General features: G+C 57.6%; 15 protein-coding genes. 5 read left to right on the top strand and 10 right to left on the bottom strand.

All coding sequences use genetic code 11. The annotated features are described in order from the left end of the window. Positions 1-144: 144 nt before the first annotated feature. The 4 genes from FVW59_RS14700 to FVW59_RS14715 all read right to left on the bottom strand — a co-directional run bounded on the left by FVW59_RS14700 (position 145) and on the right by FVW59_RS14715 (position 3,851). A complete protein-coding gene (locus FVW59_RS14700) occupies positions 145-1,122 on the bottom strand; it encodes a calcium/sodium antiporter (RefSeq protein WP_148065106.1) in 978 nt (325 codons plus the stop codon). A 288-nt stretch (positions 1,123-1,410) separates the two neighbouring features. Beyond that, positions 1,411-2,682 carry an ammonium transporter gene (locus tag FVW59_RS14705; RefSeq protein ID WP_148065107.1) on the bottom strand — a complete coding sequence of 424 codons (1,272 nt, stop codon included), beginning with the start codon at positions 2,680-2,682 and terminating at the stop codon, positions 1,411-1,413. A gap of 37 nt (positions 2,683-2,719) precedes the next feature. Then, on the bottom strand, positions 2,720-3,058 hold the full coding sequence (gene glnK, locus FVW59_RS14710; protein ID WP_116366988.1) for a P-II family nitrogen regulator: 339 nt from the start codon (positions 3,056-3,058) through the stop codon (positions 2,720-2,722). Positions 3,059-3,122: 64 nt separating this feature from the next. Next, on the bottom strand, positions 3,123-3,851 hold the full coding sequence (locus FVW59_RS14715; protein WP_148065108.1) for a TorF family putative porin: 729 nt from the start codon (positions 3,849-3,851) through the stop codon (positions 3,123-3,125). 315 nt (positions 3,852-4,166) lie between these two features. Between FVW59_RS14715 and FVW59_RS14720 the strand changes: the two genes are divergently transcribed. Then, a complete protein-coding gene (locus FVW59_RS14720) occupies positions 4,167-4,430 on the top strand; it encodes an accessory factor UbiK family protein (RefSeq protein ID WP_148065109.1) in 264 nt (87 codons plus the stop codon). A 106-nt stretch (positions 4,431-4,536) separates the two neighbouring features. Beyond that, complete coding sequence (locus tag FVW59_RS14725; protein ID WP_148065110.1) at positions 4,537-6,024, top strand: YifB family Mg chelatase-like AAA ATPase; 1,488 nt, start codon at positions 4,537-4,539, stop codon at positions 6,022-6,024. 107 nt (positions 6,025-6,131) lie between these two features. Here FVW59_RS14725 and FVW59_RS14730 read toward each other — a convergent pair whose 3' ends face one another. Next, entirely contained in the window at positions 6,132-7,457 is a 1,326-nt protein-coding gene (locus tag FVW59_RS14730; protein WP_187275909.1) for a spinster family MFS transporter, read from the bottom strand. A 20-nt stretch (positions 7,458-7,477) separates the two neighbouring features. Then, entirely contained in the window at positions 7,478-9,244 is a 1,767-nt protein-coding gene (locus FVW59_RS14735; protein ID WP_148065112.1) for a hydantoinase B/oxoprolinase family protein, read from the bottom strand. 267 nt (positions 9,245-9,511) lie between these two features. On the opposite strand from FVW59_RS14735, the gene FVW59_RS14740 reads away from it, so the two are divergent. Both FVW59_RS14740 and FVW59_RS14745 read left to right on the top strand, forming a co-directional pair. Beyond that, positions 9,512-10,474 (top strand): SDR family NAD(P)-dependent oxidoreductase, encoded by a 963-nt coding sequence (locus tag FVW59_RS14740; RefSeq protein ID WP_187275910.1) that lies wholly within the window; start codon positions 9,512-9,514, stop codon positions 10,472-10,474. Positions 10,475-10,593: 119 nt separating this feature from the next. Next, positions 10,594-11,742, top strand: coding sequence for a phosphotriesterase family protein (locus tag FVW59_RS14745; RefSeq protein ID WP_148065114.1), 1,149 nt, complete (start codon positions 10,594-10,596; stop codon positions 11,740-11,742). A gap of 67 nt (positions 11,743-11,809) precedes the next feature. On the opposite strand, the gene FVW59_RS14750 is transcribed toward FVW59_RS14745, so the two are convergent. The 4 genes from FVW59_RS14750 to FVW59_RS14765 form a co-directional block, all read right to left on the bottom strand. After that, positions 11,810-12,754: a winged helix-turn-helix transcriptional regulator gene (locus FVW59_RS14750; protein ID WP_187275911.1), complete on the bottom strand. Its 945-nt coding sequence runs from the start codon at positions 12,752-12,754 to the stop codon at positions 11,810-11,812. 200 nt (positions 12,755-12,954) lie between these two features. Continuing rightward, the gene (locus FVW59_RS14755; RefSeq protein ID WP_148065116.1) at positions 12,955-14,310 is read right to left on the bottom strand and encodes a spinster family MFS transporter; all 1,356 of its coding nucleotides are present in this window, start codon (positions 14,308-14,310) and stop codon (positions 12,955-12,957) included. Continuing rightward, the gene (locus tag FVW59_RS14760) at positions 14,311-15,087 is read right to left on the bottom strand and encodes an SDR family oxidoreductase (protein ID WP_148065117.1); all 777 of its coding nucleotides are present in this window, start codon (positions 15,085-15,087) and stop codon (positions 14,311-14,313) included. Positions 15,088-15,255: 168 nt separating this feature from the next. Then, positions 15,256-17,544, bottom strand: a complete 2,289-nt coding sequence (locus FVW59_RS14765; RefSeq protein ID WP_148065118.1) for a TonB-dependent receptor — start codon at positions 17,542-17,544, stop codon at positions 15,256-15,258. A gap of 426 nt (positions 17,545-17,970) precedes the next feature. On the opposite strand from FVW59_RS14765, the gene FVW59_RS14770 reads away from it, so the two are divergent. Beyond that, entirely contained in the window at positions 17,971-18,465 is a 495-nt protein-coding gene (locus tag FVW59_RS14770; RefSeq protein WP_148065119.1) for a YybH family protein, read from the top strand. The last annotated feature ends 20 nt before the right edge of the window (positions 18,466-18,485 follow it).

Below are 18,485 nucleotides of genomic sequence, written 5' to 3' on the forward strand. Positions count from 1 at the left end.
TTTAGAGAAAGGCCAGTCGATTGACTGGCCTTTTTTTTGCCCGCGAAAGCAGCAGGCCAAGACCATCCAGGGTGGCGGGGTATTCACCTCGCGCCGGCGGAAATAGCTTCACAGCAGAATGGGCAGGCGGTATGACCTCCGGTCTCAAGCAGGCTGGCCGAAAACTGTACTGATCAGGTAGGTCGTATAGCCTAAGTAACAGGCCAGCAACACGGCGCCGTCAATACGATTAATGCGGCCCGGCCCGCGGAACCCGTAGCCGAGGACAAACAGCGACAGGGTCAGGGCGGCCATCACCAGTATGTCCCGAGTGAAGACTTCCGGCGCAACAGCCAGCGGGTGAATCGCACCCGCGATGCCCACTACCGCCAGCGTGTTGAACAGGTTGGAGCCCAGGATATTGCCGAGGGCGATATCGTGTTCGCCTTTCCTGGCCGCAATGATGGATGAGGCCAGTTCCGGCAGCGAGGTACCCACCGCGACGATGGTCAGTCCGATAATCAGGTCGCTGACCCCGAAGCCATGAGCGATCTCCACCGCGCCCCAGACCAGAATGCGGGAACTGACAATCAGCAGGGCGAGTCCGGCCACCAGCCACAGGAGGGCGCGATTGACGGGCATGGCGCGGACGCCCAGCTCCTGCTCCATCTCGCTTCCCAGCGCATCGGTGCTCTTCCGCAGCCCCTGCCAGATAGTCCAGGCCATCAGCCCGGCGAATACCCCCAGCAGCACAATGGCATCAAGGCGGGTGATGGCGCCATCCCACAGTTGCCATGCCGCCAGCGCGGTCACCACCACGAGGATCGGCAGCTCCCTGCGCAGCACCTGTGAGTGTACGACGATGGGACTGATCAGGGCCGTCACTCCCAGGATCAGGGCGATATTGGTGATGTTCGAGCCATAGGCATTACCCAGGGCGATGCCGGGATTGCCCTGCGAGGATGCCAGGGCCGACACCACCATTTCCGGTGCAGAAGTACCGAACCCGACAACCACCATCCCGATCAGGAGCGACGGCATGCCGAAATGGCGGGCAGTAGAAGCTGCCCCCTCCACAAATCGGTCGGCGCTCCAGACGAGAAGCACCAGGCCAAAAATGACAGCGGAAAAAGCCAGCATCATACAGAACAAGAACCCCTTAACAGTTCGGGCCGGGCAGTTGGATCAACGACTGCGAGATCCTGCCCACAGTGATGGTCGCCCTGCCGGGCGAATAAACGGCACTATCGGGGCGAACAATGACAGCAGAGGCGGGAAAGAAGAAGGCAAACCAGCGGTAGTACTTCCCAGAATTCCAGCGGGAGGGGCAGCTTTGACAGTGCAGGGGGTAGCAGGAGAACGCTCGTGCCGGGTAAAAAAAAGGGGGCCCGAAGGGCCCCCAAACACGCATCCGAAAATGCGCCCGCAAGCTTATTTGGCGGAGACAAACTCCGGGTAGGCCTCGAGGCCACACTCGGACAGGTCCACACCTTCGTACTCTTCCTCTTCACTGACGCGCAGGCCGATGATGAGTTTGATGACATACCAGACGATCAGGCTGGAGATGAATACCCAGGCGAAGATCACCAGGGTGCCAACCAGCTGGCCCATAAAGGTCGCGTCGGCATCGGACAGCAGTACCGCGAAGATGCCCCAGATGCCGACCACACCGTGAACGGAGATGGCGCCGACGGGATCGTCGATCTTCAGTTTGTCCAAGAACACGATGCTGAACACCACGATCACACCGCCGATGGCACCGATGATGGTGGCCAGCAGGGGCGAGGGATCGGCCGGCTCGGCGGTGATGGCCACCAGGCCCGCCAGGGCGCCGTTCAGGGCCATGGTCAGGTCGGCCTTGCCGAACATGATGCGAGCCAGCAGCAGGGCCGCAATCAGGCCACCGGCAGCGGCGGCGTTGGTATTCAGGAACACGTTGGCCACTTCGTTGGCGACTGCGATACCGCCCAGCTTGAGGGTGGAGCCGCCGTTGAAGCCGAACCAGCCCATCCACAGGATGAAGGTACCGAGGGTGGCCAGCGGCATGTTGGCGCCGGGAATGGCGTTGACGCTGCCATCGGCCTTGTACTTGCCTTTACGTGCACCTAGCAGCAGGACGCCCGCCAGGGCCGCCGCGGCGCCCGCCAGGTGAACGATACCGGAGCCGGCGTAATCGCTGTAGCTCAGTGCGCCGATGAAGGGCACGTCCTTGCCGCCCCAGGTCCAGCCGCCCTCGATCGGGTAGATGAAACCGGTCATCACTACGGCGAAGGCCAGGAAGGCCCACAACTTCATGCGCTCGGCCACGGCACCGGACACGATGGACATGGCGGTAGCGACGAAGACCACCTGGAAGAAGAAGTCGGAGGCACCGGAATACACGGAATCGCCGCCGAAGCCATTCTCGGCGGAGTCCGCCAGCACCTGGGCAATCGCCGCGTCATCCATCTGGGCAACAGTGGTCACACCCGACAGGAAGAAGCCCCCGTCGTACATGAAGTGGTACCCGCAAATCAGGTACATGGTCGAGGCCACTGCGAACAGGGCCACGTTCTTGGTCAGGATTTCCGTGGTGTTCTTGGCGCGAACAAGCCCCGCCTCGAGCATGGCGAAGCCGGCAGCCATCCACATCACCAGCGCGCCGCACACCAGGAAATAGAAGGTGTCCATTGCATACTGCAATTCGTAAATATTGTTTTCCATGGGATAAGAGTCTCTCTGTTCTGTGATCCTGGGAGCTTTAAATAGCGTCTTCGCCGGTCTCGCCGGTACGAATACGAATCACCTGTTCCAGATCGGAGACAAAGACCTTGCCGTCACCAATCTTGCCGGTATTCGCCGCCTTGGTGATGGCGTCGATGGTCTGGTCGACCACGCCGTCAGCCACTGCTACCTCGATTTTTACCTTGGGCAGAAAATCGACCACATATTCCGCACCCCTGTAGAGCTCTGTATGGCCCTTCTGGCGCCCGAAGCCTTTCACTTCGGTGACCGTGATGCCCTGCACCCCGATCTCGGACAGCGCTTCGCGCACGTCGTCCAGCTTGAATGGCTTTACGATAGCCGTGATTAGTTTCATGGAACTCTCCCGGTGTTATATGGGCGCCCCGCGAGGCGCCGGTTCTAGCGTTACACGCCCCTGCTTACATGCTCTTGGAAATGGAGAACACCAGGTCGGGCTCGACCAGGTCGTCCAGATCGAAGTACTCGTCGCCATCCAGGTCGGTGCCGGTATATGCCAGGGTCCAGTCCACCGCCCAGTAGGAGGCGGTCAGGGCGACCGAGTAGTCCACGAAGCCGTCCGCATCGGTGGACAGGTAGCCACCGCCGTCCTCCACATCGTTGTAGCCAACGTGAAAGTCGAGAGACAGGTTGTCACTGAGCCCCAGGCTGTAGTCGGCGTAGTAGTACTTGAAGTCACCGGTTTCCGCGTAGTAGTCGTCGGAATAAGCCGCCCCCAGCGTCACATTCCAGAACGACACGCTGCCGTAGATTTCCTGGTAATCCCCTTCCAGGCCATCGTCACCGGGGTAGTCGTAGTACAGGTAGCCGACATCGACACCGACACCGCTTTCGGTCTCCATCGCCCAGCCGGCGTAATAATCAAGCTCCAGGGAACCGTCGACGCCCTCGCCTTCTGCCGTCAGGAAGTCCACCGAGGAGCCCCAGGTGCCCACATAGAAGCCGGGGCCAAAGGAGACATCGAAACCGCCCTGGATGGCGATGTCGTCGTTGGACTGGGAAATACCGCGGAAACGGTAGTCACTGGTCAGTGTCACGTTGCCACTGATTTCTACTTCGGCCATCGCGCCGGCCGCGCCGGTCAGGAGGACAGCGGCTGTCGTTGCGGTGAGCAGTTTCTTGTTGAGCATCTTTCATTCTCCTTGTAATAAATCCCCTGGCCGATTTTTTCGGGGTGAAGCTTGCTGCACACGGCTTCGGGAACGTTGTCATACCTGCACTGCCGGAAGTGCACGGCATGTGCCAGAAAGTTTTTTCTTCTTTTTAAACAAATAGTTATAACTATTCTGGCGATTCAGACCCGGATCACAGGCGGCAACGGCGCAAGCTTTGCGCACACTGTTGGTGCATCGCTCCCAAACAGTGCACCCAAATGACCTGTGCCCCACCGTAGTTTTCCACTAGACTGCCGGCCATCCCCACGGCAAACACAGCAGGTACCCCACATGGCGCTGAAACCGCCCCCCATCGGCGAGGTCATCCAGCAGATGAATGATCTGGTGGGTTCCAGCGGGCTGCGGGAGGACGTTGACCGCGGTGTACGCACCCTGGCGCAGGCGGCCATGAAGCGCCTGGATGTGGTCAGCCGGGAAGAGTTCGACGCCCAGGCCGCGGTACTGCAACGCACCCGTGCCCGGGTTGCCGCGCTGGAAGCGGAGATGGAGACCCTCACCCGGGAGGTGGAGGCACTGGAGAAAGGCGCCCGCTAAAGTACGCCAGCCTTTTCACGGTGCCGGTTTCCGAACATTGAAGTGTCCGGGGCGCCAGGCCCCGGCAAAGCGCGCGGCCCCGCCGCGCCAGGCTCAAGGATGAGCGATGGAACTGTCGGTGGTTTACAGCCGGGCGTCCTCCGGCATGGACGCGCCGCTGGTGCAGGTGGAAACCCACCTCGCCAATGGCCTGCCTGCCTTTAATATTGTCGGCCTGCCGGAAACCGCGGTACGCGAGAGCAAGGACAGGGTGCGCTGCGCCCTGCTCAATTCGCACTTCCAGTTCCCCGACCGGCGCATCACCGTCAATCTGGCCCCGGCGGAGTTACCCAAGGAGGGCGGGCGCTTCGATCTCGCCATCGCCCTGGGCATACTCGCCGCCTCCGGCCAAATCCCTCCTGACAAGCTCCCGCGGTATGAATTCTTGAGCGAACTGGCACTGGATGGATGCCTTCGCGGCTCCCCAGCAGTGATCACCGCCGCCCAAAGCTGCACCAAAGCGGGGCGCAGCCTGGTCACGGCACCGGCCTGTGGCCCCGCTGCAGCGGCGGTTCCCGGCAGCCGGGTGATCGTCGCCGAAGATCTGCTGACCCTGTGTGCCCACCTGGCCGCCAAAGCCACGCTCGATCACTGCCAACCGCTGGCAGCGCCAGCCGATGACACACACTATCCGGACCTGGCAGAGGTCATCGGCCAGCCACTGGCCTGCAGAGTGCTGGAAGTAGCCGCCAGCGGCGGGCACCACTTGCTGCTGAGCGGCCCACCGGGCACCGGCAAAACCCTGCTTGCCAGCCGCCTGCCGGGGATCCTGCCCGCCATGGATCGGGAACAGGCCCTCACCCATGCCGCCCTGCAAAGCCTGAGCGGCGACAGCGCCGCCCTGCACTACCGACGCCCCTTCCGCCAGCCCCATCACAGCGCCAGTGCCGCGGCGCTGGTGGGCGGCGGTGGCCGGCCGCGCCCCGGGGAAATATCCCTCGCCCACGGCGGTGTACTGTTCCTCGATGAATTGCCCGAGTTCAGTCGCCAGGTACTGGAGACGCTGCGCGAACCCATGGAGTCGGGCGAGATCACCCTGTCGCGCGCCCGCCACCGCTTTACCTACCCCGCCCGCTTCCAGCTGGTGGCGGCCATGAACCCCTGCCCCTGCGGCTACCTGGGCGATCGGGATCATCACTGCCGCTGCACGCCGGACCAGATACAGCGCTATCGGCAGCGCATTTCCGGGCCCCTGCTGGATCGCATCGACCTGCAGTTGGAGGTTCAGCGCATCAGCGCTGCCGATTTGTTGAGGGGGGAAACACGAGGCGAGCCCTCAGCCGTCGTTCGCGAACGCGTCAGCCGCTGCCAGACGCGACAGCGTCAGAGGCAGGGCTGTACCAACGACCAGCTAAGTAACAAGGCGCTGATGCAGGCCTGCCAGCTGGGCCGTGAAGGCGAGCAACTGGTGACAAAGGCGGCAGAAAGCCTGCATCTATCGATGCGCGCCGTACACCGGCTATTGCGGGTAGCGCGCACACTGGCGGATTTGGAACAGGCGGTCGCCGTGTGCCCAGCCCATCTGACCGAAGCACTGGCCTACCGAAGACTGTGAGTGGCCTGCCGCCCAAGGCTCGCGCTTGCTATAGACTAAGCGGGCACAGAAAGAGCTACCCCGCTGCGACAATAACCACCCCCCTGCTCGGGGTGTGGATACCGACATTACCAGACCTGGGTGACGCCTTGCTCGCAGAAGCGCAACCTCGCCATCCTCAAGCAGACCAAGCCCAGCGGAAGCAAACACCCGGTGACAATCGCCAGGCTGATGTTCAGCGCGCTCTCGTCACCCAGCAGGTGGTCGTTGATCCCTGCAGTCAGCACCGGCCCGAGTGTAAAACCAAGCAGGACGGATACAAGAATATATAGAGAAGTTACCTGGGCTCGCATATCGGCAGGGCACACCACCTGGAGAATCGAAGGTGCCAGACCCTGGGGTGCCGAGAGGACAAATGTGGCGCCGGCAATCAACACCACAGCCAGCGACAGGCTGGGCGCCAAAGGCGCCAGGGTAGCCAGCGGGATCATCGCCAGGGTACACCACTCGGTCGCCTTGATTTCTCCTTCTCCATGGCGCACACACTTCCGGTTCAGATAACCTGCCAGCCACCCGCCAAAGATTGGCCCTGTTGTCCCGAACAGCAGCAGCACCACACCGTACATAAAGCCCGCCTCGGTAATACTGATGCCATGGGTCCGCCTCAACGTTTCCGGCAACCAGATCAGGTAAGCACTGACTACCGTACCCAGAAGCAGGAAGCCGAGCGTCAGAAGGCCCAGGAATTGCCAGTTCCGCATCAGAAAGCGGCGAACATCAGCAAATTTTCGTTGCTGCAACGGCGCATTGTCCGAAACCCCCGCTGGCCTTGAGCGCTGCGGCTCTTTGACAGTCATCATCAACGCCAGCACAAGAAAGCCGGGCAGAGCGACAATCGGGAATGTCATCTGCCACGGCTTGATTTCGCCAATGAAGGGCACTGTCACCGGGTCCGCAGTCGAAACCAGCGCGACGACTGTAGATCCTGCGACAAGCGCGATGCCAGAGCCGAGATACAGACCCATCACGTACACGCCAATAGCACGCGACACCCTGGCCGGCGGAAAATAGTCCGCAATCATAGAGTACGCTGCCGGTGACAGCGCTGCCTCTCCCACCCCCACACCCATTCGCATCAGAAACAGCTGGGCATAGGTGCGTGACAATCCACACATGGCAGTCAGCAGGCTCCACAGGAAAACACCAGCGCAAATGAGGTACTTCCTGTTGTATCGATCAGCCAAACGCGCGATTGGAACACCCATAAAAGAATAGAATAGGGCAAAGGCGAATCCAGCCAGCCAGCTGAACTGGGAATCGCTGATCTGTAGATCGGCCTTGATCGGCTCTACCAGCAAGCTGATTATCTGCCGATCAATAAAAGCCACGGTATACGCGAATGTGAGCACCGCCACGACATACCAGGCGTAGCGCTCAGAAGCAGACTGTTCCACGCTCGACACCGCCAGATAGCCTATCCGGCGTTTGCTACGCGGCGGGGGCGCAACTGCTGGGCAGACGAGCCCTCAATGCTGGTCCGGTCGATATGCACACCGTACAAGCTTTCCGCTGCCTCTTCGCTCACTTTGCCATCAATGACGTCATCCAGGACCCGATCCAGTTCTCGCTCGCGGGGGTCGCCGTGACCACCACTACCCGTAGTCCAGAGTTTCAGCGTATCGCCCGGCTTCAGGACGAGCTGTACCTTGGACATGAGTGGCAGCTCATCCCCATCGCTGGGCTGAAGCACCGTTCTGCAATGCGGGCCCGGCAGACCACCGTCAAGTCCCCACGGCGCAAACTTGTGCCGGTCGCGTCGCACCGTGGCCATACCCTCACCTTCCAGCCAGGTAAACTCACAATGGTAACCCAGTCCACCGCGGTACTTGCCCGCGCCGCCCGAATCTGTCCAAAGCTGGACGGTCTTGAACTGAATTGGCAGCTCAGCCTCACTGACTTCAACCGAAAGGTGGAAAACGTTTGACGCATCATGATCCGTAACATCAACACCATCCTTCCCTGGCCGGGCGCCCATGCCGCCCATCCAGGGGCCGCCAACCGTAGCGACAACGCGCTCTCCGGTGGCACTGCGTGTGGTCCCCACATGAATCAGAGAGCTCTGGCCGCAGTTCGCGGCTGGCATTCGTTCTGGTATCGCCTGCGCCATAACACCGAGCACCACATCCACCACACGACGCAGGGAAACTGCCCGGGCATTGATAGGCGCTGGAAAACGGGGGTTGATCAGCGACCCTTCCGGCATATGGCAAGTTACCGGGCGGTAACCACCATCATTGTTCGGCGCCTGATCGCCGGTCAGAGTCCGCACTACGTAATACACAGCTGAGACAGCCGAGTAAGGAACATTGTTGATGGCCGTAGACACCTGATCCGCGGTACCCGTGAAATCAAAATGCAGCGAGGATCCTTTGACCGTCATGCAGCAAACCACAGGGAGCGGCTCGGCATCAGGGGAAGACCCATCATCGTCGAGGTAATCTGTGAAGTGATACTGGCCATCAGGTATGCGCTCAATCTCCAGCCGGGTCAGCTTTTCAGCATAATCCAGCAGTTGCTGCATGGCCGCGTTGACAACCGGTGCACCCCACTTTTCGAACATCTCCACTACCCGCCCCGCGCCGGTCATACAACCGGATATCTGGGCATTGAGGTCTCCGCGCATATTGGAAGGTGTCCGTGTATTGGACAACATCATGGCGAATAGGGCTTCGTTCCGCTCCCCCCCATCGTAAAGCTTGCACATCGGGATACGAAGCCCCTCGGCAAAGTGATCAAATACCTTGATCGCTGTACTGCCTGGTACCGATCCACCCACATCCTGATGATGCGTCATAGTCACGACATACGCCACCAGTTCACCTCCCGCAAATACAGGGCTGGCAACGGCAAGGTCGGGTAGGTGCGTACCTCCTGCATAGGGGTCATTCATAACATAAACGTCACCCGGGCGAGCAACCCCCTCAGGGAAGCTGGCGGCAAAGCGCTTGCCCAGCTCAGCGAGCACACCCAGATGAATCGGGATTGCCACCGCCTGGGCGACCGTTGCCCCATGCTTGTCGAAGATTGCCGAGGTAGCATCCTGCGATTCGGTCACGATGCTCGAATAAGAACTCTTCAGCAGGGTGATCTGCATCTCTTCGGCCGCGGCTGACAGCTGCCCCTGAAGCACCTGCAAGGTCACCGCATCAACTTCTGAAACTCTAACGTTATGGTTTTCCATGGTCTCTCTCACAGGCAAAAGGGAGTAGCGGAATCCGGGTCACAGACAAATCCAGCCACCCGCACGGCATCGCTTTTAGCTACTTTAGCAGAAGCCTTTTATGATCGACAAGCACTTTGTCAGAGTTATAACAGCAACTTATATACTTTGTTTATTGCCTTTTATCTCGTTCGCATATATCTTGAAATCTCAATACATCTACAAAAGTTAGATATTATCACGAAAGCTTCAACCCATAGACTGGAACAGGCCCGGACGGAAAGACCCATGAAAATAAAGCAATTTCTGCAGCTGATGAATTTTTATGCCCGATTCTCTCCCAGCTACACAAAAATCGGCTACTTCTCCCGCTCTGTCCTCTGGGGGCCCCGAAAGCGAGATGATTTCACCGGCCAGGTCTGGCTGGTTACAGGTGCCAACGCCGGGATTGGGCGATCCATTATGGAAACGGCAGCATCAAATGGCGCCCGGGTTATTGCCGTTGCCCGCAGCGAAGAAAAACTGCGCGATGCCATTGCCTCACTCCCGCCACAGGTCGCCGGGAAGGTTGAACCGGCTATTGCCGATATGTCGCTGAAGTCGGAAACCCACGCCCTGGTAGACAAGCTAGCAGGGGCGGGCATTACACTTGACGTCATCGTCAACAATGTCGGGGTAATGCTGGGCAGCCTCACCTTGACCAAAGAGGGCCTGGAAACCAGCTTTGCAACCAACCTGCTTTCTCACTATATCCTGACCGAAGGCTGCCTGTCGGCGGGGCTGGTCAACCAGGGCGCTACCATCATCAACATGGCCTCCGGCGGACTGTATAAATGGCCACTGATGCTGGACGGCCTGAACATTGACGACCCGGCGCTCTACAACGGAAAAATGGCCTATGGCTGCGCCAAGCGCGCGCAGATCACGCTAACCAACCATTGGAACCTCCATCACAAAGACTGCGATATTCGCTGCTACACCATGCACCCGGGCTGGACCCGCACACCGGGCGTGGACTCAGCCTTACCCGGACTCGTCCGCTACCAGGGGAAAATACTCCGCACCCCAGCCCAGGGCGCAGATACCGCAATCTGGCTTTGCGCCAATCGGCCACCGATAGCGGAGGGAGGAGAAGATGTCCTCTGGTTTGACCGCAAGGCGCGCAGTGCCCACATGTTCGATGCCACACGTTCGTCCCGGAACTCGGAAGCTGAAGTCATAAGCTATCTACAGTCCATGGCAAGCAAGTGAGGCCACAACGCAGATACCCCCCAGGAGCAGGAGGACCGCACTCAACACGGCCCAAAAGGCATTTATTGCCACCCTGCATCTCACGCCAGTGGCACCGATAACAAGAGGAAACGGCAGACATGCTACACAAAGGAAAAATCCAGACTGTGCTGGGCCCGATCGACCCCAACACTCTTGGCATAACCCTCCCGCACGAACATGTGCTCATCGATATGACCAAGGGCGCCTGCAGCGCCGAGTCATTGATCGAAGCAACCGAGAGCGCAAAGGCGGCGGCATCTGTTGTGGCCGCTGGCTGGGAGCCAGGCGAAGACGGGCCGGGAACGGCCGCCACCTGGGGCGCAAAGTGGAACGAACCCATCTGCCTTGGCAACCGCGCAGACGTGGCACGCAACTGGTTCTACTACGGAAACTATAAAATCAACTCAATTGACGATGTCATCGAAGAAGCCAATGCCTTCAAGCGCCACGGCGGCACTTGCATCGTCGACCAGACCTCGATTGGCCTGGCCCGGGACCCACAGGGCCTGCGGCAGGTATCTCACGCTACCGGCATTCACATCGTGATGGCGACAAGCTACTACACACATGAGTATCACCCGGGACACGTCGCCACATTAAGCATTGATGAGATCTGTGAACGCATTGTCAGGGACCTCGACACGGGGGTCAGCGGCGGCATCCAGGCAGGCATTATTGGCGAAGTAGGCCTGAGTACGCCAATGCATCCCGACGAGGAAAAGGTGCTGAGAGCGTCCGTGCGGGCGCAAAAGCTGACCGGCGCCGCACTTAGCATCCATCCGGGATTTGGTCCTGATTCCATCTGGGATGCCGTGCGCGTCATCGAAGAAGAAGGCGGCGATCTGTCGCGAACCATCATGTGCCATGTCGAGCACAGGCTCCCCGACAAACCGGCCCCGAGGTCTTTCGAGCCAGAGCCTTTTCTGCGCCTTGCGGAGACCGGGGTTTACCTGGAACTGGACTGTTTTGGCTGGGAGGAGTCTTTCCGCCAACGCGGCAAGATTGACATGCCAAATGACGCAATAAGACTGAACTATATCGCAGCCCTTGCGGATGCCGGCTACGAGCGAAAAGTACTCATGTCACACGATATCGCGCTTCAGCACTGGCAGAGGAAGTATGGTGGTCACGGGTGGCAACATATTCCGGAATCTGTCACCGCCTTGATGCGCTACAAAGGGTTTGACGAGGAACTCATCGACAAGCTCCTCGTTCAAAACCCGCGGGACATACTGACTATCGCCTGACGCTACCTTGCGGAGTGTCATGCAAAAGAGAGGTGAAACCGCCATCACCTCTCTTCCCGCTAGCTCATCAGGCGAATGACATCGATGCCGCACTGACCGGCTCACTGCACTCCGCGCAGATTGCCACCACCTTGAGCCTGTGACCACAGGGTATATGGTGGCGAACAAACAACTCCCCCTCCGGCACAGTCAACCAGCGATCGCCCCAAAGTGCGAGCATCAGGGGTATCTGGTAAAAGTCGAGACTTTTCTGGGTCAGAATATATTCGTAGCGTGGAGGCCGCTCGGAGTAGCGATTTCGCGCCAGCATTCCGTGGTTACTCAGATTCGCCAGGCGATCCGAAAGAATATTGCTTGAAATGTTTAGCTGCGCCTGAAACTCGTCAAATCTTGCCACACCGAAATAGGCCGCAGAAATAATCAGGAAGCTCCAGCGATCGCCGATAATATCCATCGAACGCCCGAAGTGCTCGGCTTCCACTGTCACTTTCTGCGAAGTCCGGGTCTTTCGCTCGGCACTCCCGGGCAAAAGCTTCAGCGATTCATAGCCCGGCCCCGTGGTAATAGCCACATTGTCAAAACTCACACCAGCCAGGCATTCTGCACAAACAAAATGCAAATCACTAACCGTGCCATGATCAGCGTGATTGAGCAAAACGGTATGCGGAGAGTCACGAAAAACCCACTTTGATTCCCACTGCCAAATCGCCAGCGCCCACATGTACAGATCCTGTCCCTTGGGGGTCAGCGAATAGATGACACGCCGCGAATCGGATTTGCAAGTTGACCTGGACAACACTTCAATCTGCGCGAGGTGCTTCAGCCGGCTACTCAGAATGCCCGGAGAAATGCCGTAATTATTAAGCCACGCATCAAAACTGTTAATGCCACGAAACAGGCCGAGAAGAATAAGGCAGGTCCAACGGTCGCCAATTTCATCGAGGGCTCGACGTACCTGCCCCTTGAGGATCCGGTCTTGAACATTTAATCCTGATTGTGGAGTGGAATTCACTGGCAATACAATTCGGACAATTAAGGAAAGGAAAACAGGGCGCCGATCGCGAAGAACGCAATCTAGTATCCGCGCAAAGGGCGGTTGACGTCAACAAAGCCAGGCGAGCGACAGCGTACGAAGAAACCGTGACATCTTGGTGCATCGACACCAATTACCCGAAGCCTTTCACGCCTGGGCGAAAACCCAGCTAATGCAGCCTATTGCTGGGACCAGCGCTCAGCATCTTTCACACTGACTGCAAAGCCTTTCAGGCCTATCCACAAGGTGATAACCGCCAGTGTCATGGTGACGCCCGCCACAATGGACAGAGACTTTGCAATGGCCATTGAGTCAGAGAAGACGAAATCCATAATGATTGCGACTGAGCTCGCACCGAAAGCTATTGAACTAAAGGATGCCACCATAAGGAAAAGGGACACGACCTGAGCACGCATTTCGTTAGGCGTTATAAGTTGCAGTGCAACGGGTGACAGAGCCTGCTGTAACGACACCAGGAAGATAGTCGCAGACAGTAAAGCTAGCGCGAGATGCTTATCCGACACCAGCGGGGTCGCAACCATCGCAGGCAAGGCCAATAAAAAGAAGATCATAGCAAGACGTAGCGAAGCATCCCTGTATCCCATCGATACCGCCTTGTCACAGGCCCAGCCGCCAAGGAGCACCCCCAGCGTGCCAAAAACCGTCAGAATTACGCCAAAAGCCGTTCCCGCCTCACCAATGTCCATCCCAAATTGGCGTCTCAGCAACTCCGGAGACCAGAACAGATACGACCAGAACCCGATGCCGCCGAGCGAATAGCCAATGAAAATGGGAAAATAGGACCAGCGCCGCTCCCAGACAAAACTCAACAGGGCTTTAACGGATACTTTTCCCCCTGGATTGGAGGAAAGGCGATGCCGTCGCAGCGGCTCCTTCACGGTGAAGCGGATCATCAGCGCCAGTAACAAGCCCGGCGCACCCACGATCATGAATACCAGTTGCCAGGGTCGAAAGCTCTGCAGGAACTCCGGCATCTGCGACGCGACATCTCCAATCATAGCGATCAATGCACTACCGGCAATGGTCGCTATCCCCGACCCAAGGAAAATACCGGTGGAGTACACCGCTATTGCCCGCCCCTGGGTTTTGACCGAAAAGCTGTCTGCAATGATCGAATAGGCCGCCGGAGTCAACGCGGCCTCACCGACGCCCACAGCCACCCGACCGAAAAATAACTGGAGAAAGCTTCTGGCAAAGCCACAGGAGACGGTAGCGAGACTCCAGAAAAATACGCCAACCGAGATAATGGTTCTGCGATTGAAGCGGTCGGACAGGCGAGCAATAGGCACGCCCATCGTGACGTAGAAAATCGAAAAGGCAAAACCCATCAGCAAGCTGATCTGTGTGTCATTGATCCCGAGATCGGACTTTATCGGCTCAACCAGTAAGGTAATAACCTGGCGATCAGCAAACGCCACCATGTAGGCGATTAACAACATGCCAACCGTATACCAGGCACGCCAGCCTCCTAGAGGCTCCTCGCTTTCTGCGGCAGCATTATCGTCCCGAGCCATCTACATCACTCCTCGAAACGCACCGCCATCCACCAGAATATTCTGGCCATTAATGAATCCGGATGATGTGCCACATAAAAAGGTGCAGACCTGGGCAAGCTCTGCCGGGTCTCCGACGCGCCCAAGCGGGTTCCCCTGCACAAGCTGCGCCATTGCATCCTCTTCGGTACACTGATTGTCCAAAGCCATTCTACTGAGGTGGCTTCTGAGAGACGGCGTATCGAATAAGCCTGGCAGCACTGAATTCACGGTTACATCACTGGCTCTCTTGTATCGGGCCAGGCCCGCTGCAAAACCCGTCAATCCCAACCTGCCTGCATTGGAAGTGTCCATATTGTCCATGGGCGCTTTCACACACTGGCTGGTTATATTGATAATCCGCCCAAATCCTCTGTCCACCATGCCATCATAGAACCGGGTAGATGCGAGAATACCCGGCAGCATGATGCTGTTCGCTGACTCGAGCCAGTCACTGTGAGAAAGGCGTCGGAAATCGCCAGGCGGCAATCCAGTTGCATGATTGATAAGAATATCTGGCTCCGGACAGCGATTAGCGACCAATGCGAGCGCCTCCTCACGCGTAGAGTCCGCAACCAGGATTTCGATCGATCCAGGCAGCTTACTTCCGTGACAGCATAGATCGCTCTCTTCTACCGGCAGGGGCGACACAACCAGTACTGCAACACCCTCAGCTCTCAGCGCCTTTGCGCAAGCCTGGCTCAAAGGCGTTTGCCCCCCAAATACGATTGCACGTTTACCAGCAATACCGAGATCCATAGTTGTAGTCTTCCCAGGGTTAACTCGTATTGAAACCTGTCCTTTGCCCGCGCCCCATTGATCAAGAGCAGACACCTGCAAGGAAAGATCAGGCAAGCCGGCGCACCGCTACTAACGCGTAACAGTGCACCGAACTCCAAGCGGCAGGATCAGCCAGGAGCAGCAGCCCTAGAGGAAGTTGTACTTGGCGCTAACGCCATAGGTTCTGGGCATACCATTAACATAGACTCCCCAGCCAGACCCCACTGGATCTGTCAGAGTGTCGTGTACAAAGACTTCGTCGGTCAGGTTCTTGCCCCATAGCGAAAGGCTGTATCGCGAATCAGGGGAAAGCCAGGTGATGCGGCTGTTAACCTGGTACTGGGAATCGACTTCCAGATTATTGACGATTTCCTTGTAATGATCGTCCTGCCAGACATAGTCACCAAAGAATCGCACGCGAGCGCCGCTGGAAAGATCAATGTCATAAGTCAGCGCCAGATTAAAGTTGTACTCTGGCGCATTCGGCAGCACGCGGGGCGCGCGACCAAATACCCCATCGAAGTTGACACCGGGATCATTATTCTCCGTATCCAGCCAGCCGAGCCCCGCCTGGATACGGAACGCTGTACTGACCGCCCAATCCAGCTCCGCCTCGAACCCTGTGATCTTTGCATCATCAAGATTGGTCAGGAAGTTCAAGGGCGACTGAGCCACCGGGTCGAACTGTGGCGTCGCCGCCTGGAGCCCGGAATAATCGTAGTAAAAGAGGGCTGCATTCAGGGTCACGCGGTTGTCGATCAGCTGACTTTTTACACCCAACTCGTAAGCCGTGATCTGTTCAGGATCAAATGGTAGCGCGAGACGCGGATTGGTAATCAATCCCGCATTGAAACCGCCACCCTTGTAGCCACGGGAAACCGACGCATAAGCCAGTATTTCCTCGGTAGGCGTATAATCCAGTGCAACACGCCAGGTTGGCTCGCTGCTATCGAGCTTGCCATCCACGCCGAAAGCGGGTGCCGGAATGGTCACGAGAACCAGTCGCTCATCGTAGGAAAAATCAGGCGGGAACAGGAAAGCTGTTTCTTCCTCAAACTCAATACTTTCATCGATCCAGCGACCACCGACAGAGAGCGCCCATTCATCGCTGATTCGCCAGTCTGCCTGCGCATAGGCCGCATAGGAATCGCGATCCTGGGTGTAGTCCACAGAGGCGCGAACACCGAGATAGTCATCAGCATAGATAGTTCTTGGCGGCGATTCCGAAACTTCATCATTGCTGAGTATGATTCCCGCAATCCAGCTGACAGGGCCATCTGTCGCGGAGGTAATTCTCAATTCCTGAGACTGCTGGCTGACATCGCTGTTAAAGACAAGATCCACAAACAGCAACGGATTCGCATCAGATTCCTTGGGTTGCGAACGGTCGTACTGCTGGAAATTGGTAATTGACGTCAGCGTAAAGCTGTCGAAGTTGAAATCCATCGCAAGCGTAGCGCCGTAGCTATCATTCTTGAGCTTTGCACCCGCATTGATCGGCGTATCGAGCCGGTTGGTATAATCGCCCGCATAATCCCGCCCATCCGTGTCACTGTAGCCGAGCACATCGACACATTCAGAAGGATTTGGAGCCCTGCCCGCCGCAAACGAAGAACAGTACTGGTTGGCGCCCGGTACGCCCCCGGCGAAGTCCTTCGACCAGAAGCCTATATGCTGGAATACGGAGGGCTGGGAGCGGTCGCGGCTTCCATAAATTTTCAGATTTGCGTCCAGGAAGTCACTTGGCTGCCAGCGCAGCTGCAGCCTGCCGGCGTTGATGTCCACCTCACCGAGGTCCTTGCCGCTCGTCCTGTCGTGTACATACCCTTCTCCCTGCTGTATGGAGTAGATTGCCGTTCGCGCGCTAACCGTATCCGAGATTGGTCCACCGTAGGCGGCTTCTACTTCCAGCCGGTCAAATTTTCCGTAATCCGCCCTGACAAAGCCCTCCGCTTCCTGACCGGGCTTGGCTGACAAATAGCTAATGGCACCGCCATTGGTGTTGCGACCAAAAAGGGCACCCTGAGGCCCCTTGAGCACCTCTACACGCTCCATGTCAAAAAGCTGCGCGCCCATGCTGACAAGCGAGGTCTGGAACACTTCGTCAATGAACAGCCCGACGCTCGGCGTATCACTAGCCTGGAAGCTGTTCATACCAACACCGCGGATGGTGTATATCGGCATCGAGTTACCCCAAGCGTATTTTATGTCCACGTTCGGCGCCTGGTTTGCAATCTGCGTAACGTCAGACCAGCCGTAATCGGCAATTTCGGCGCCAGAAAAGGCTGTCATCGCAATGCTTACGTCCTGAATGCTTTGCTCGCGCTTGTTGGCGGTCACTATCACTTCTTCAAGCTGTTGCGCTAACGCCGTCTTCGCTGAGACGGACAGCACACAGCTTGCGACAAGTGAAATATTCTTGATGTTTATTCTCATCAGCTTGCTCGCTCCATTTACAGGTATGCACTCACTTCAGGTAGCGCCAGTTGCCCACCCCACCACAATGACACTACAACCTTACATACTTTTGTGCAAGTGAGTTTGTTGTAAATATTCGCCACCGACCAGATGGCCCTGACTATGCCCAACAGATTCCGGAATCTTTCCGGCCATTCATCTACGTTTTGGCATAGTATAAAAGGATTCTGTCCAAGCATTGCTTCCGAAACTCATGCCGCGCAACACCATACTGTAGATACTACTAGACAAGTCTAATATCGTGGGATAGATTTCCGATTGCGGCAACCCAATCAGCCTCAACACAGCCCGGAGCAACGCCGTGGCACACCCGGAGTTCTAGCGTGAGGCGCGGCCCGCCTGTATCCGCGACCACACCAAGAACCTATAACAATGGAGAAAGCCATGAACATCCTGAATTACACACTGAGCATTGCGCTTCTGCTTGGCACTTCCACAGCCGTGGCTGCGGAACCCCCGCCCGCGTCCCAGGCCAGCCGCACTGAAAGCGGTATCACGGACACCATTGTTTCGAAAACCATGGAGTTCTCTCACACATGGAATACCGGCGACATCAACAGATACATTGGCAGCTACGAGCAGACAGGGGATTTTGCCCTGTACTACTCAGGGGGGCAGAACCTTGGCATAGAATCCGCCAGGGAGCTGTACCTCACAACCTGGCCCACCAAGCAGGCAATGGGGGAGTTTGAAGTTTTCAATGTAACTGCAAGAATTCTTTCCCCGACCACGGCCCTCTCACACGGGCTGTTTCAGCACCGCTTCCCGGACAAAACTGTAGACGGAAACTTCACCCTGGTCTGGAGGCTGCGCGACGATGGCGACTGGGAAATTGCGCACGAACACAGCGCAAGAATTCGCGTTGAAAAGAGGAACTAGATCACCAAGGCTTCGCCGGC

Source organism: Parahaliea aestuarii, assembly GCF_008064635.1.
In the GTDB taxonomy this organism is placed as follows: Bacteria; Pseudomonadota; Gammaproteobacteria; order Pseudomonadales; family Halieaceae; genus Parahaliea; species Parahaliea aestuarii.

Bases quoted from the DNA above. Each gene is read 5' to 3' on its own strand.
- FVW59_RS14700 (WP_148065106.1), bottom strand. From the start codon at position 1,122: ATGATGCTGGCTTTTTCCGCTGTCATTTTTGGCCTGGTGCTTCTCGTC.
- FVW59_RS14705 (WP_148065107.1), bottom strand. From the start codon at position 2,682: ATGGAAAACAATATTTACGAATTGCAGTATGCAATGGACACCTTCTAT.
- glnK (WP_116366988.1), bottom strand. From the start codon at position 3,058: ATGAAACTAATCACGGCTATCGTAAAGCCATTCAAGCTGGACGACGTG.
- FVW59_RS14715 (WP_148065108.1), bottom strand. From the start codon at position 3,851: ATGCTCAACAAGAAACTGCTCACCGCAACGACAGCCGCTGTCCTCCTG.
- FVW59_RS14720 (WP_148065109.1), top strand. From the start codon at position 4,167: ATGGCGCTGAAACCGCCCCCCATCGGCGAGGTCATCCAGCAGATGAAT.
- FVW59_RS14725 (WP_148065110.1), top strand. From the start codon at position 4,537: ATGGAACTGTCGGTGGTTTACAGCCGGGCGTCCTCCGGCATGGACGCG.
- FVW59_RS14735 (WP_148065112.1), bottom strand. From the start codon at position 9,244: ATGGAAAACCATAACGTTAGAGTTTCAGAAGTTGATGCGGTGACCTTG.
- FVW59_RS14740 (WP_187275910.1), top strand. From the start codon at position 9,512: ATGAAAATAAAGCAATTTCTGCAGCTGATGAATTTTTATGCCCGATTC.
- FVW59_RS14745 (WP_148065114.1), top strand. From the start codon at position 10,594: ATGCTACACAAAGGAAAAATCCAGACTGTGCTGGGCCCGATCGACCCC.
- FVW59_RS14755 (WP_148065116.1), bottom strand. From the start codon at position 14,310: ATGGCTCGGGACGATAATGCTGCCGCAGAAAGCGAGGAGCCTCTAGGA.
- FVW59_RS14760 (WP_148065117.1), bottom strand. From the start codon at position 15,087: ATGGATCTCGGTATTGCTGGTAAACGTGCAATCGTATTTGGGGGGCAA.
- FVW59_RS14765 (WP_148065118.1), bottom strand. From the start codon at position 17,544: ATGAGAATAAACATCAAGAATATTTCACTTGTCGCAAGCTGTGTGCTG.
- FVW59_RS14770 (WP_148065119.1), top strand. From the start codon at position 17,971: ATGAACATCCTGAATTACACACTGAGCATTGCGCTTCTGCTTGGCACT.